Below are 13,478 nucleotides of genomic sequence, written 5' to 3' on the forward strand. Positions count from 1 at the left end.
ATTGTCTGTTTATGACTGGGTCATTGGGGGTCAACGGCTAAACACCGTCCCCGACGCACCCTTGACAGGCCCCGCGAGCCCAGCGCCCGCGGGGCTTTTTGTTGTTTTTTCATCCATACGCGACCCGCTTCCGCCCGCTGCCATTGGCCCATCCCGTCGAGGGGGCGATGGACTTGCCACCCGGTGTTTTCCGGGCCACGGGGTGGAAGGGTCCTTTGAGCTTGGGACGGTTCCCCCATGGATTTGGACACGCTGATCACCATCGCCCCCAACCTGTTCCTCCCGGCGGCGTTCGCCGGCGTTTTCCTGAAGGCCATGCTGCTGGGCCTGGGTGTGGCGGCGCCCGTGGGCCCCATGGCGTTCCTGTGCATGCGCCGCACCTTGGCCGGTGGCTGGCGCCTGGGCCTGGCCACCGGGGCCGGCATCGCGGCCGGCGACGGGATTTATGCCGGAATCGCCGCCCTGGGCCTGACGGAGGTGTCGGCCTTCCTGGCCGACCACAGCCGTCCGCTGCATCTCATGGCCGGCCTGTTCCTGGCGTGGCTGGGCTACGTCTCCCTGCGACCCAAGGCCCAGGCGCCCGCGACGGAGGCTGGCCGGTCGGTATCGGCTCGGGCGCTGACCTTGCCCCGCGCCTGGGCGTCGTCCCTCCTGCTGACGCTCACCAATCCGCCCACCATCATCGTCTTCGCCGCCATGCTCACCGCCTTCGTTCCCCTTTCCGCGCTGTCCAGTGCGGGGTTGATGCGTCTTCGCATCGCCACCACGGTGGCGGGTGTCGCCGCCGGGTCATTGCTATGGTGGGTGGCGCTGGTGGCGGGGGTGTGGATCTTGCGCGGGGTGATGGCGCCGCGCGTGGTCCGGGCGCTGGACGTCGCCGCCGGGCTGGCGTTCCTGGCCTTCGCGGCGGTGGAACTGCACCGCGCCGTGCTCTGAGCCCCGGGTTCCCCCCCCCCAAGATCGACGCTGAAGGGCGTGGGGTGGAAGGACCTGCTTAAGCCCGACGGACGGGGGCTTTTGGCCGATGCCATGGATCGCATGCGCCTTTTACCGATCGGCCCGACCGGGATTAGGATCAGGCGTGGGACAAGGGATGGACCCGGCGGAGGGGTGGCGATGGTGTTGCGCTTGGCGGCGGAGGATGCGGTCGACCTGACCGTGGTGTCGGGCCTGGTGCAGGACGCGCTTCTGCCCTTGTCCGACATCACCTGGTATCCGCGCGACGGTGTTTTCCTGATGGTGCTCAACCGTTTCTGCTGGGAAAAGGCGGCGCGCGTGCCGCTGGCCGGCGATGAGGCCGCCGGGGAAGGCGACGGGCTGGAACGCGTGCACAGCGCGCTGGGCGTCAGCGGCGTGCGGCGGGTGCGCTACCGGGGGCTGGACCCCCATGACCGGACCCGTCCCCTCAGCCTGCTGGCGCTGGAGGCGGTGCCGGGCGGCATCCTCCTCCGCTTCGCGGCGGGGGGCGCCATCCTGCTGGACGGGCAGGACATGCGCCTCAAACTCGAAGACGTGTCGGAGCCGTGGCCTGCCCTGGTCGAACCGACGCACCATTAATTCAGCGCCCGCCGCGATAGCGGCTCAGGATGTGGCGGCCTTCCGCCGACATCTGGGGCAGCACCTCCATCACGATGTCCTCCAGCACGGGTCCCAGCGGTTGGCGTTGTTCACGGGCCTGCGCCATGGCGGCGCGCAGGGCGGCGGTGTCCAGGGGGGTGCGGTCGATTTCCGTCCGCACCTGGTCCATGGCGGCGGCGAAGCGGGCCTGCGTCTGTTCCAGTTGGGGGGTGTGGCTGAGGATGGCGCTCCGCAGCAGGCGCCGGTCATCCGGCGGCAGTTGCGCCGCCAATTGGCCGAAAAGGGTGGCCAACACGTTGCCGGCGGGGGTTCGGGCGATGGACGGGGGCAGGGCGCGCAGCGCCGCCTGCTGACGCCATTGCTGCGCGCCGACGAAGGCCAGCAGGAACAGGTTGAGGGCCAGGGACAGGATCAGCGCCAGGCGCAGTGTCGGCGTGAGACGCATGGGGACAAGCCTTCTTTTGAATGCCGGAGGCGGGGAAGCGGGTCGGCGCGTCATTGCACCAGCCAGTCGCCACCCACGCCCGACAGGATGAACAGGGCGGCCAGGGAACCGGCGCCGGCGGGCCCCCCGGGTTCCGGTGACAGCCAGGTGCCGGCCAGCCAGCCGGCCACCACCATGGTGGCGAGGACGGCGCCGGCCGGCCGGAGCGTCAGCCAGGCGGCCCAAGGACGGGGCAGGGATGGGGCGGCCCGCTGTTGGCGGATACGGCGCAGGCTGGCGTCGATGCCGGCCTGGATACGGGCGGCGCCGGGCTGGGACTCCAGCCCATCGGGGGGTGGGGCGCTCCAGCGGCGCAGGGCTCCTTCCCACAAATCTTGCGCCGTGGCGTCATCGTCGCGCAGCCGCAAGGCCGCGCGCCGGGCCCGTGATGGCCAGGTGTCGATATCGGGCCCATGGGCCGCCAGCAGCCGGGCGAATTCCTCAACGGTCATAGCTCACCCCTTTCGTCCCTTGATGTCCTTGGCCCCGGTCTCCTTGCCGTCCTTGCGCAGCGCCCGTTCCAGCGCGCCGCGGGCACGGTGCAGCAGTGACCAGTACGCGGGCAGCGAGACGCCCAGCGTGGCCGATGCCTCCGGCCCCGGCATTTCCTGGTAATAGAACAGTACCAGGGCGGCGCGTTGCGTCTCTGGCAGCGTGGCCAGGGCGGCGCGCACCCGCTGCTCCTCCGACCAGCGTTCCATCCGCGCGGCCGCACCCTCCGCCGGGTCCGCCACGTCCATGGCGGCTTCCAGCGGGGCATGCCGGCGGCCGCGCAGCCGGTCCACGCACAGCCGATAGGTCACGGTGTAGAGCCAGGTGGACAGCCGCGCCCGGCCGGCTGTCCAGCGCTTGGCATGGTTCCACACCCGGACCATCACCTCCTGCGCCACGTCGTCGGCCTCGGCGTCCGACCCCAGCAGCCGCTTCGCCAGCCGCCAGGTGGCGGCGTAATGGTGATGGCCCACCAGCCGTAGCGCGCCCTCGTCGCCATCGGCGATGCGGGCCATCAGGGCGTCGTCCGTCTCCCTGTCCGTTTCAGGGGGCGGGGGCAATGGCTGCGGGTCGGTCACAGGCTGTCCCGCCCCGGAAGGGCAGCTTGCGCGCCGAGACTGTCGCCCGGCCGGCCGAACAGCTGGCGCAGGCGCGCGCGCGGCCCCCGCGCCCGGGCCACGTCGCGAGCCATGGCCGCCCATTCGCGCAAGGCGACGATGACGGGGTTGTGGCTGGGCTGGACATGGATCAGGCCGTAGGTCAGCGGCACGCCGGGCAAGGCGCGGGCGAAGGTGCCGAACAACCGGTCCCAGACAATGACCATGCCGCCATAGTTGCGATCCAGATAGGCGGGGCCGGTGGCGTGGTGCACCCGGTGATGGGCGGGGGTGTTCAACACCCATTCCAGTGGGCCCAGGGTGCCCACCGCCTCGGTATGCAGCCAGAACTGGTAGAACAGGTTCAGCGCCAGCATGGTCGCCACCGCCACGGGATGGAAGCCCAGGAGATAGAGGGGCATGTAAACCAGCCAGCCCCCCGACACCACCTCTGTAACGCCCAGGCGGAAGGCGCTGGCCAGGTGCAAGGAGGTGGGCGAGTGATGGACGCTGTGCGACGCCCAGACCCAGCGCACCTCGTGGCCCAGCCGATGGGCCCAGTAGTAGCAGAACTCCTCCCCCGCAAACAGCAGCGCCAGGCCCCACCACCGGTCCAACGGCACCGTGACCAGGCGGTGCGTCCAGGCGACCCAGGCGATGGGCGCGACGATGCCGGCCAGCGCCAGCTTTGTCGGGATGCGCATCAGGAAGATGGCGACCGAGGTCGCGGTTTCGCCCCAGGGATATCGGCGGCCGCGCGCGGCGTACCACGCCACCTCCGCCACGATGGCGGCCACGACGACGGGATAAAGGTTTAGGGGGATGATGTTGGCACCACCACCGATGGCCATGGCCGGACCTCAGGGAAAACCGGGAATCGGCGGTGATACGGTGGGGACGCGGCCCCGTGTTCGGGTGCCGTGGCGCCAATTTTAAAAATCGGGGCCGAACAGTCGGACCGGGTCGGGGCGTACCAAAACCAGGCGGCGGTTTCGCCGGCCCACGTCCAGCCTTTGATGAGGAACCCTCGCCATGATGTCCAGACTGCTTGTCGGCGCGTCCCTGGCCCTGACCGTGCTTGCCGTCCCCACCCTGGTGTTCGCGCAGGCCCAGGATGGTCAGCATCCGGCCGCCCGCGCCGCCATGAAGGCTTGCCAGCCCGACCGCCAGGCCTTGTGCAAGGATGAACAGCCGGGGGGCGGCCGCATCCTGGCCTGCCTCAAGGCCCATGAAGACAAGCTGTCGGCCGACTGCAAGGCGGCGCTGGCCACCATGCCGGCCAAGGGCCAGGCGCCGCAGGGCCAGTAAGCGGGCGGCGGGTCAGAGGGCGGGCGGCCCCTGTTGAAACAGACAGGTCTGCCCTCCAACCCAAAACGTTGGCGGGGGCGGATGATCTGCTATTCTGCGGCCCTCCGGACCCGGAATGGGGTTCGTCCTTCGGAGCCCGCGTTTCAAATGCCTGCCGCCGTGCCACCCCCGCCCGCCCCGACGCCCCCGGTTTCCACACCCGGGCACGCGCATGCCGCCGCCGTCTCCGCGGCGCCGGAGCGGCTGACGCTGGCCCTGCCCAAGGGGCGCATCCTGGATGAGGTGCGGCCGCTGCTGACCGCCGTGGGGCTGGAGCCCGAGGCGGCGTTCGATGACCCCAAAAGCCGGGCGCTGCGCTTCGCCACCAACCTTCCGCATGTGGAAATCATCCGCGTGCGCAGCTTCGATGTCGCGACCTTCGTCGCCTTTGGCGCCGCCCAGCTGGGCGTGTGCGGCAACGACGTGCTGATGGAATTCGATTATCCCGAGATCTACGCGCCCCTGGATCTGGGCATCGGCCATTGCCGCCTGGCGGTGGCGGAGCCGGTGGCCGAGGCGCAGGGCGACGACCCGTCGCGGTGGAGCCATGTGCGGGTCGCCACCAAATATCCCGAGGTCACGCGCCGCCACTTCGCCCGCCGTGGCGTGCAGGCGGAATGCATCAAGCTGAACGGCGCCATGGAACTGGCCCCGTCGCTGGGCCTGTGCCAGCGTATCGTCGATCTGGTCTCCAGCGGCGCCACGCTGAAGGCCAACGGCCTGGTGGAGATCGAGCACATCGCCGACGTGACCTCGCGCCTTATCGTCAATCGCGCCGCTTTCAAGACGCGCCATCCGGAGATCCAGGACTGGATCAACCGCTTCACGGAGGTTGTCAGCCATGCCGCGTGACCTGCGCACCACCGATGCCGGCTTCGAGGCTGACTTCGACCGGCTGCTGCACGCCAAGCGCGAATCGCAGACCGATGTGGCCGACGCCGTGGCCGAGGTGCTGCGCGACGTGCGCCTGCACGGGGACGAGGCGCTGATCAAATACACCAGCCGCTGGGACCAGCTGGACCTGACGCCCGACCGGCTGCGCATCACCGAGGGCGAGATCGAGGCCGCCGTGGCCGCCTGCGATCCCGAGGTGCTGGCGGCCCTGGAATTGGCGGCGCGACGGATCGAGGCCTTTCACCGCCGCCAGACGCCCGACGCCTATGACTATGTCGATGATGTCGGTGTCCGTCTGGGCGCGCGCTGGACGCCACTGTCGGCCGTGGGCCTTTATGTCCCGGGCGGCCTGGCGTCCTACCCCAGTTCCGTCCTTATGAACGCCATCCCCGCCAAGGTGGCGGGGGTGACGCGCCTGGCCATGGTGGTACCGACGCCCGAGGGCGCCTTGTCGCCCCTGGTGCTGGCCGCTGCGCGCATCGCCGGGGTGGATGAGATCTACCGCGTGGGTGGGGCCCAGGCGGTGGCGGCGCTGGCCTATGGCACGGCCACCATCCGCCCCGTGGACAAGATCGTGGGCCCGGGCAACGCCTATGTCGCCGCCGCCAAGCGCCAGGTGTTCGGCACCGTCGGCATCGACATGATCGCCGGCCCGTCGGAGATCCTGGTGGTGGCCGACGGCGCCAACGACCCGTCCTGGATCGCCGCCGACCTGCTGTCGCAGGCCGAGCATGACAGCAGCGCCCAGTCCATCCTGATCAGCGATGACGCCGCCTTCATCCAGGCGGTGCGCGACGCCGTGGACACCCATCTGAAGACGTTGCCGCGCGCCGTCATCGCCGGCGCCAGCTGGCGCGACAACGGCGCCACCATCCTGGTGCGCGACCTGGATGAGGCGGTGACCCTGGTCGATCGCCTGGCGCCGGAGCATCTGGAGCTGGCCGTGGCCGATCCCGACGCGCTGGCATCCCATGTCACCCACGCCGGCGCCATCTTCCTCGGCCGCTACACGCCCGAGGCCATCGGCGACTATATCGCCGGGCCCAATCACGTGCTGCCGACGGCGCGCAGCGCCCGCTTCTCCTCCGGCCTCAACGTGCTGGACTTCATGAAGCGCACCACGCTGGTTGGCTGCGACGCCGCCAGCCTGGGGCGGCTGGGCCCGCAGGCCGCCATCCTGGCGGACGCGGAGGGCCTGGGCGCGCACGCCCTGTCGGTCCGTGTCCGGTTGGGCGGCTGAGGGCTCCCCGGATGTCGGACGCCCGCCCCCCGGATGATGGCCGCCCCCCGGATCCCGGCCGCCAGCGCATCATCCATGTCCAGCTGGTGGAGCAGACGGCCATCCGCCGCCGGCCGGAGGTGGAGCATGAGCGGGCGGTGGCGCTGTTCGATCTGGTGGAGGAAAACCAGCAGTTCCAGCTGGTGGACCATCCCCAATCCGGCCCCTATCGCCTGTACCTGTCCATCGAGGACAACCGCATGGTCTTCGACCTGCGGGACGAAGGGGATGCGGAGGTTGATCGCATCACCCTGCCGCTGACGCCCCTGCGCACCGTCATTCGCGACTATTTCCTGATCTGCGAGGGCTATTACAAGGCCATCAAGACGGCCAGCCCGTCGCAGATCGAGGCCATCGACATGGGGCGGCGCGGCCTGCACAACGAAGGATCCGACATTCTGCGCGAGCGGTTGGCCGCCAAGGTCGCCATGGACCATGGCACGGCCCGCCGCCTGTTCACCCTCATCTGCGTCCTGCATATCCGGGGCTGACGGCGGAGATGGCGGAGACACCGGATCCTTTCGCCGCCTTCGCCCCTGCCGTGCATCCGGCCCAGATCACCAGCGTGCTGTTCGCCTGCACCCACAATTCCATCCGCTCGCCCATGGCCGCCGCCCTGCTGCACCATTTGCACGGCCGTCGCCTCTATGTCGACAGCGCCGGCGTGCGCGAGGGCGACCCCGACCCCTTCGCCACGGCGGTGATGGAGGAAATGGGCATCGATATCAGCCGCCACCGCGCCAAGACCTTCGACCAGCTGGAGGACACCAGCTTCGACCTGGTGGTGTCGCTGTCGCCGGAGGCGCAGCACCGCGCCGTGGAAATGACCCGCACCACCGCCTGCGACGTGGAGTTCTGGCACACCTTCGACCCCAGTGTCATCGAAGGCAACCGCGAGACCCGCCTCGCCGCCTACCGCCAGGTCCGCGACACCCTGCTGGCCCGCATCAAGCAGCGTTTCCCCTTGGGGCCCGTACCGGTGTTGTGAGGCGCGTCCTTTCCAGACGCGTCCCGTCACCCCCTTTCACCGCCCATACCAGAACCTGTCCGGCAACGCCGCCGTCTCGGGGGACAGCAGCGGGTTGGGGATGTCGATGCGGCGGCGGCTGTCCAGATGGGCTTCGGCCAGCATCTGGCGGATGTAGGGGCTGTCGTTGAAATATTTGAGGTAGGAACCGTCCTCGTAGGCCTTCAGCAGGCCCCGCTCGATGGTGGCGGCCAGGGCCTCGTTGGACTTGGCGGTGTAGAAGAAGCTGTCGAAGGGGTAGACCAGCACCAGGTCGTTTTCCACCGCCAGTTCGGGCACCTGGGGGCGGCGGGCCGCGACCTCCGCGAAGATCTCGTTGGCGCCGCGGGGAAAATAGTCGACCCGGTTCAGGCCGACCAGGCGGAACAGCAGATCATAGCGGAAGGCCTCCACCGGCAACCCGGCGGCCTGCAGGATGTCCACGTCGGGCCAGCCCAGAGCCTGGCCTGCCGTCAGGCGCTTCAGATCGTCCAGGGTGCGGACGGCGGAGAACTGGGCCTGAGCGGCCTGGTTGATGATGAACAGGCGATAGCCCAGGACGCCCCGGAACAAAGGGATGCGGATGGGCCGCAATTCCCGCTCCAGCTTGGCGGACATGCCGTTCCACAGCAGGGTCACCTCGGCCCCCCGTTGCAGGGCCACGGCGGCGCGGGCCTGCTCCATGACGGTGGTGCTGGGCCGGATGGTGTAGCGGGCGCCCATCTTGTCCAGGGCCAGGCGCAGCAGGCCCAAGGGGTAATCGTCGCGCGGGTCGGTCGCGTTCTCCGTGGCGCGGGGATAGATAATGGTGAAGCTTTCGGCGGCGCTGTCTTGCGCCCGCGCCATCGCCGGCGGCAGTCCCGCCACGGCGCCCATCACCATGCCACCCACGACCAGGGCGGCGCGCAATGCGGCCACCAGCCTCGTCCACCCCATCGGATCGGTCCCCCCGCAGGGCGCCCCGGCCACAATACCCCGGTCGCGGCCCGCTCTCCTGATCTTGCCATCTGGCCGGCCACGGGGGGTGGAAATTCGCCGGCGGATGGCGCGCCGCCGTACCCGTCGCCAAATCAGTGGACGGGAAGGGGCCCCCGTCACGGGGCTGGCGGGGCCTCCGGACCTGGGCGGTGGCGTAGATTGGCGGCGGCGTTGATGACGATGACCGAGGTGATGAAGGCGTAGGCGCAGCCGCCAAAGACGAAGGTGGCGGCCAGCACGGTATCGCATAGGGTGATCAGGCTTTTTTGCCGGAACGCCTCTGGCATCGAGGCCAGGAACAGATGGTGGAACTGGTACAGCCCGAAAATGGCGATGGGACAGACGACGATCAGGAAGGTTTCCACCACGGACAATCGCGCCAGCACGGGGGGATCGCCGTAAGGCGCGAAAGCCACACGCCTTACGGTGTTCAGTCGGGCGATGCGGATATAGGCGTAGATGGCGATGACCTCGGCCAGGCCCAGGAAGGGCAGGGGCAGGTTCGCCAAGGTCCCGCCATAGGCGGGCGGCGCCCAGTTGGCCAGCAGGGCCAGATGGACGAGGAACAGGACCAGGACGGCGGACAGCATTCCCCAGGTCAGGCGGCGCAGGCGCGCATAGTCCCGGTTGGCGTAGACGAAGCCCGTCACCCCCCTGTCTCCGCGCAGGCGCGATAGGCGAGCGAATGTCACCAGGACCTCATCGGCATTCTTTCGAACCAGCATACCGCCCCCGTTCGCCCTATCATCGCAATTATGCGAAGTGTCGGGTGATTTGCAACCGGCGCCGGGAAGCCGGGGCCGCGGCCACCCGCCGCAGTCGTTGGCCAGCGGCGGACGTTGGCCGGTTCGCCACCCTCAAAGGCATGGTGTCCCGCCGAAGGGTATGGAACAATCGGCCTATGCCTTTTTACAATCCGGCGGTGTCTGATGCGGTGGCTTGGTGTGGCGCTTTTTGCGTGCCTGTCTCTTTCCGGTTCCATGGCTTTCGCCCAGGGCAAGTCGCCGGAAAGCAAACCGCCTGAAGCCAGTGCCCCACCGCCCCTGATGCTGCAGCACCCCAGCCTGTCGGCCGGCCTGATCGCCTTCGACTATGGCGGCCAGATCTGGACGGTGCCGCGGGCGGGTGGCCAGGCCCGCCTGCTGGTGGCGGGGCAGGGACAGAACAGCGGCCCGGTCTTCTCCCCCGATGGCGGCCTCATCGCTTATACCGGCACCTATGACGGCAACACCGACGTCTATGTCGTGCCGGTGGGCGGTGGGCAACCGCGGCGCCTGACCTGGCACCCCGGCCGCGACGTGGCGGTGGGCTGGACGCCGGATGGCAAGAACGTGCTGTTCCGCACGCCGCGCACCACGCCGCGCGACCTGGAACAGCTCTACACCATTCCCGTGACGGGCGGCTTCGCCAGCCCGTTGCCGCTGCCTTCCGGCTTCGAGGCCAGCTATTCGCCCGATGGCAGCCACCTGGCCTACACGCCGTTCTCGCAATGGCAGCCGGCGTGGAAGCACTATCGCGGCGGTCAGACGGCGCGGGTGTGGATCGCGGCGCTGGGCGACAGCGGCATCATCAAGGTCCCGCGCGACAATTCCAACGACCGCAACCCCATGTGGGCGGGCGACACGGTCTATTTCCTGTCCGACCGCGACGGGCCCGTGGCCCTCTACGCCTATGACACCAAGACGGCCAAGGTCACGGCCGTGGTGAAGAACGAGAAGGGGTTCGACATCCAGTCGGCGTCGGCCGGTCCCGGCGGCATCGTTTACGACCAGTTCGGCACCCTCAACCTGTTCGATACCGCCACGCGCCAGTCGCGCGCCGTGCCGGTGGCGATATCCGGCGAGCTGCCGCAAACGCGGGCGCACCTGGAAACCCTTGACCCAGGCCAGATCCTGCACGCCGCCCTATCGCCCACGGGCAAGCGCGTGCTGGTCGAAACCCGGGGCGAGATCCTGTCCGTGCCGGCGGAGAAGGGCGACGTGCGTAACCTGACGCAGAGCCCCGGCGTGGCCGACCGCGACCCCGCCTGGTCGCCGGACGGCAAGACCGTCGCCTGGTTTTCCGACGAGGGCGGGGAGTATGCCCTGCATCTGCGCTCCTCCGACGGGATGGGGCCGGTCCGGGTCATCAGCCTGGGGCAACCGCCCAGCTATTTCTATGGGCCGCTGTGGGCGCCCGACAGCAAGAAGATCGCCTACACCGACAAGCGGCTGAACCTGTGGGTGGTGGACCTGGACCATTCCGGGGACCATCCCACGCCGGTCAAGGTCGATACCGACCGCTATGACAGCCCGGCCACCCGCCTGGACCCGTCCTGGTCGCCCGACAGCCGTTGGATCGCCTATTCCAAGCAGCTGCAGAACCACCTGCACGGCATCTTCATCTACAGCCTGGCGGACAAGAAGACGCAGATGGTGACGGACGGGCGCAGCAACGCCACGTCGCCCCGCTTTGACCGGGGGGGCAAGTATCTCTACTTCGTCGCCTTCACCAACAATGGCTTGGACCCGGGCTGGCTGGACATGTCCAGCATGGGCCGCGCCACCGACGGCCGGGTCTACGTCATGGTGCTGCGCCGCGACCTGCCCTCGCCCCTGGCGCCGGAAAGCGATGACGAGCCGGCGGCCGGCAAAGGGGGCGGCGACAAAGGAAAAGGCAAGGCCGAGGCCAAGGACGACGGGGCCCCGGACGCGGGCGACAAGAAGGACGATGCCCCAAAGGGTGATGGCAAGAAGGCTGACGGCAAGAAGGCCAAGGAGGTCCGCATCGACTTCGCCGGCCTGGACCAGCGCACCCTGGCCCTGCCCATTCCGCGCGTGAACCTGGCCGGCATCGAAGTGGGGACGGAAGGCGTGGTCTTCGCTGGCGCCTCGCCCATCGCCCTGACGGACGAGGACTACACGGACGGCGATGAGGCCGGCCCGCCGGGCGTGGAGATCGCGCGCTTCGATCTGAAGACCCGCAAGGTCGACAAGTTCCTGGATGGCGTGGACGCCGGCAGCTTCGCCGTCTCCGCCGATGGGCAGAAGGTGCTGTACGCCCAGCACGGCCGGTGGTTCGTTGGCGGGGCCGACAAGGCGCCGGATGGCGGGGCCAGCGCGCTCAAGCTGGACGAGATGCAGGTGTGGGTGGACCCCAGGGCCGAATGGCGGCAGATGTACCATGAGGCTTGGCGCATCGAGCGGGACTTCCTCTACGATCCCAAGGCGCAAGGGCTGGACCTGGCCCGGGCCGAACGCGTCTACGCCCCCTTCCTGGAGGCGATGGCCGGCCGCGTCGACCTGAACGCCCTGTTCGCGGAGATGACCGGCCATATCGGTGTCGGCCATACCTTCGTGGGCGGTGGCGCCCTGCCGAAGCAAGACAGGGTCAGCGTCGGCCTGCTGGGGGCCGACTACCGCGTCGTGGCCGGCCGCTATCAGTTCGCCCGCATCCTGGAGGGGGAAAGCTGGACGCCGGGGGCCCGCGCGCCCCTGACCCAGCCGGGCGTCAACGTCGCCGTGGGCGACCTGCTGCTGGCGGTCAACGGCCGGGAGGTGACGACGGAGGAGGAGGTCTACCGCTACTTCCTGGGCACGGCCGGCAAGCAGACGGTGCTGACCGTCGGTCCCAAGGCGGACGGCAGTGGCTCGCGCCAGGTGACCGTGGTGCCCTTGCCCTCGGAAACCAAGCTGCGCCTGCACACCTGGATGGAGGAGAACCGCCGCAAGGTGGACCAGCTGTCCGGTGGGCGCCTGGCCTATGTCTACCTGCCGGACACGGCGTCGGGCGGCTTCTCCAATTTCAACCGCTACTACTATTCGCAGGTGGGCAAGCAGGGCGCCATCATCGACGAACGCTTCAACCATGGCGGGGAGATCGCGGATTTCATCGTCGACCAGATGAAGAAGACGCCGCAAATGGTGAACGCCACCCGCGAGGGCGAGGAGATGGTGGAGCCGGCGCAGGCCATCTATGGGCCTAAGGTCATGATCATCAACCAGATGTCGGGATCGGGCGGCGACGCCCTGCCCTGGCTGTTCCGCAAGGCCAATCTCGGCACCCTGGTCGGCGTGCGCACCTGGGGCGGTCTGGTCGGCATCGGCGGCTATCCCCCGCTGATCGACGGCGGCTCCATCACCGCGCCGCGCTGGGCGCTCTATGGCACCCATGGGGAGTGGGAGGTGGAGAACATCGGCATCCCGCCGGATGTGGAGGTGGAGCAGGACCCCGCCCTGGTGCGCCAGGGCCACGATCCGCAGCTGGAAAAGGCGGTGGCCGTCGCCCTGGACCAGCTGGCCAAGAATCCACCGGTCCCCTTCAAGCGCCCGGCCTACCCGGACCGCAAGCCGGTGCTGCCCGATCCGGTAAGGTGAGGTCACTGTGGGGATGTAGGCATGGACCTGCATCCCCACTTGATTTCATCCGATCCCGGCGGCCTTCTCAAGGGCCGGGTGAACCCTTTCCAGGGGATTGAGCCATGACCCGCATTGTCCCGGCCCGCGACGCCAATCAGCAGTTCTCCGACATTCTGGGCGGCGCGGGCTGCGGCCATGGTTCAAGTATGGCGCGATGCGCTGCCGGTTGTGGCGGCGGATGAAATTTGTTTGGTCGATGCCATGGACGCGGTCGCGTCCCACAACTTGTCAATCCCTTCGCCGATACCCGCTCCCCTTTGCTGGCAACGGCCTTGGGGGTGGTGAGGCCATGGAGCCCGCTGTGGTTCCGATTTATCGCAGCCGGCTCAAGAGCTAGAGCATCGCACCAGAAGTCGGAATCAGAGGATTCCCATTGAAGGTCGAATGTGATTCCCCTTTGTCGGAGGTGGATCATGGGCAAGTCATA

At 68.8% G+C, this 13,478-nt stretch carries 14 protein-coding genes; 8 read left to right on the plus strand and 6 right to left on the minus strand.

Annotation, left to right across the window (positions count from 1 at the left end; translation table 11 throughout):
- Positions 1-237 precede the first annotated feature (237 nt).
- Complete coding sequence (locus tag FHS74_RS14600; protein ID WP_211106306.1) at positions 238-936, plus strand: LysE family translocator; 699 nt, start codon at positions 238-240, stop codon at positions 934-936.
- Between the two features lie 180 nt (positions 937-1,116).
- A complete protein-coding gene (locus FHS74_RS14605) occupies positions 1,117-1,557 on the plus strand; it encodes a DUF2948 family protein (protein ID WP_184801715.1) in 441 nt (146 codons plus the stop codon).
- Position 1,558: 1 nt separating this feature from the next.
- Here the strand turns inward: FHS74_RS14605 and FHS74_RS14610 are convergent, their stop codons facing one another.
- The 4 genes from FHS74_RS14610 to FHS74_RS14625 are packed head-to-tail and all read right to left on the minus strand — an operon-like array spanning position 1,559 to position 4,001.
- On the minus strand, positions 1,559-2,023 hold the full coding sequence (locus FHS74_RS14610) for a periplasmic heavy metal sensor (RefSeq protein WP_184801717.1): 465 nt from the start codon (positions 2,021-2,023) through the stop codon (positions 1,559-1,561).
- Positions 2,024-2,073: 50 nt separating this feature from the next.
- Positions 2,074-2,514, minus strand: a complete 441-nt coding sequence (locus tag FHS74_RS14615) for a hypothetical protein (protein ID WP_184801719.1) — start codon at positions 2,512-2,514, stop codon at positions 2,074-2,076.
- A 3-nt stretch (positions 2,515-2,517) separates the two neighbouring features.
- Positions 2,518-3,132: a sigma-70 family RNA polymerase sigma factor gene (locus FHS74_RS14620; protein ID WP_184801721.1), complete on the minus strand. Its 615-nt coding sequence runs from the start codon at positions 3,130-3,132 to the stop codon at positions 2,518-2,520.
- Positions 3,129-4,001 (minus strand): sterol desaturase family protein, encoded by an 873-nt coding sequence (locus FHS74_RS14625; protein WP_184801723.1) that lies wholly within the window; start codon positions 3,999-4,001, stop codon positions 3,129-3,131. Before FHS74_RS14625 ends, FHS74_RS14620 begins: the two co-directional genes overlap by 4 nt.
- Positions 4,002-4,182: 181 nt before the next feature.
- On the opposite strand from FHS74_RS14625, the gene FHS74_RS14630 reads away from it, so the two are divergent.
- The 5 genes from FHS74_RS14630 (at position 4,183) to FHS74_RS14650 (ending at position 7,658) form a co-directional block, all read left to right on the plus strand.
- Positions 4,183-4,458 carry a cysteine rich repeat-containing protein gene (locus FHS74_RS14630; RefSeq protein WP_184801725.1) on the plus strand — a complete coding sequence of 92 codons (276 nt, stop codon included), beginning with the start codon at positions 4,183-4,185 and terminating at the stop codon, positions 4,456-4,458.
- A gap of 147 nt (positions 4,459-4,605) precedes the next feature.
- Positions 4,606-5,349, plus strand: coding sequence for an ATP phosphoribosyltransferase (gene hisG / locus FHS74_RS14635; protein ID WP_184801727.1), 744 nt, complete (start codon positions 4,606-4,608; stop codon positions 5,347-5,349).
- The gene (gene hisD, locus FHS74_RS14640; protein ID WP_184801729.1) at positions 5,339-6,631 is read left to right on the plus strand and encodes a histidinol dehydrogenase; all 1,293 of its coding nucleotides are present in this window, start codon (positions 5,339-5,341) and stop codon (positions 6,629-6,631) included. Before hisG ends, hisD begins: the two co-directional genes overlap by 11 nt.
- A gap of 11 nt (positions 6,632-6,642) precedes the next feature.
- The gene (locus FHS74_RS14645; RefSeq protein ID WP_184801730.1) at positions 6,643-7,161 is read left to right on the plus strand and encodes a UPF0262 family protein; all 519 of its coding nucleotides are present in this window, start codon (positions 6,643-6,645) and stop codon (positions 7,159-7,161) included.
- An 8-nt stretch (positions 7,162-7,169) separates the two neighbouring features.
- On the plus strand, positions 7,170-7,658 hold the full coding sequence (locus tag FHS74_RS14650; protein WP_184801732.1) for an arsenate-mycothiol transferase ArsC: 489 nt from the start codon (positions 7,170-7,172) through the stop codon (positions 7,656-7,658).
- A gap of 36 nt (positions 7,659-7,694) precedes the next feature.
- Here the strand turns inward: FHS74_RS14650 and FHS74_RS14655 are convergent, their stop codons facing one another.
- Positions 7,695-8,612, minus strand: coding sequence for a type 2 periplasmic-binding domain-containing protein (locus FHS74_RS14655; protein WP_211106307.1), 918 nt, complete (start codon positions 8,610-8,612; stop codon positions 7,695-7,697).
- A 158-nt stretch (positions 8,613-8,770) separates the two neighbouring features.
- Positions 8,771-9,379 carry a hypothetical protein gene (locus tag FHS74_RS14660; protein ID WP_184801736.1) on the minus strand — a complete coding sequence of 203 codons (609 nt, stop codon included), beginning with the start codon at positions 9,377-9,379 and terminating at the stop codon, positions 8,771-8,773.
- 219 nt (positions 9,380-9,598) lie between these two features.
- On the opposite strand from FHS74_RS14660, the gene FHS74_RS14665 reads away from it, so the two are divergent.
- On the plus strand, positions 9,599-13,009 hold the full coding sequence (locus FHS74_RS14665; RefSeq protein WP_343066921.1) for a S41 family peptidase: 3,411 nt from the start codon (positions 9,599-9,601) through the stop codon (positions 13,007-13,009).
- The last annotated feature ends 469 nt before the right edge of the window (positions 13,010-13,478 follow it).

It is taken from the genome of Nitrospirillum iridis, from assembly GCF_014205765.1.
In the GTDB taxonomy this organism is placed as follows: domain Bacteria; phylum Pseudomonadota; class Alphaproteobacteria; order Azospirillales; family Azospirillaceae; genus Nitrospirillum; species Nitrospirillum iridis.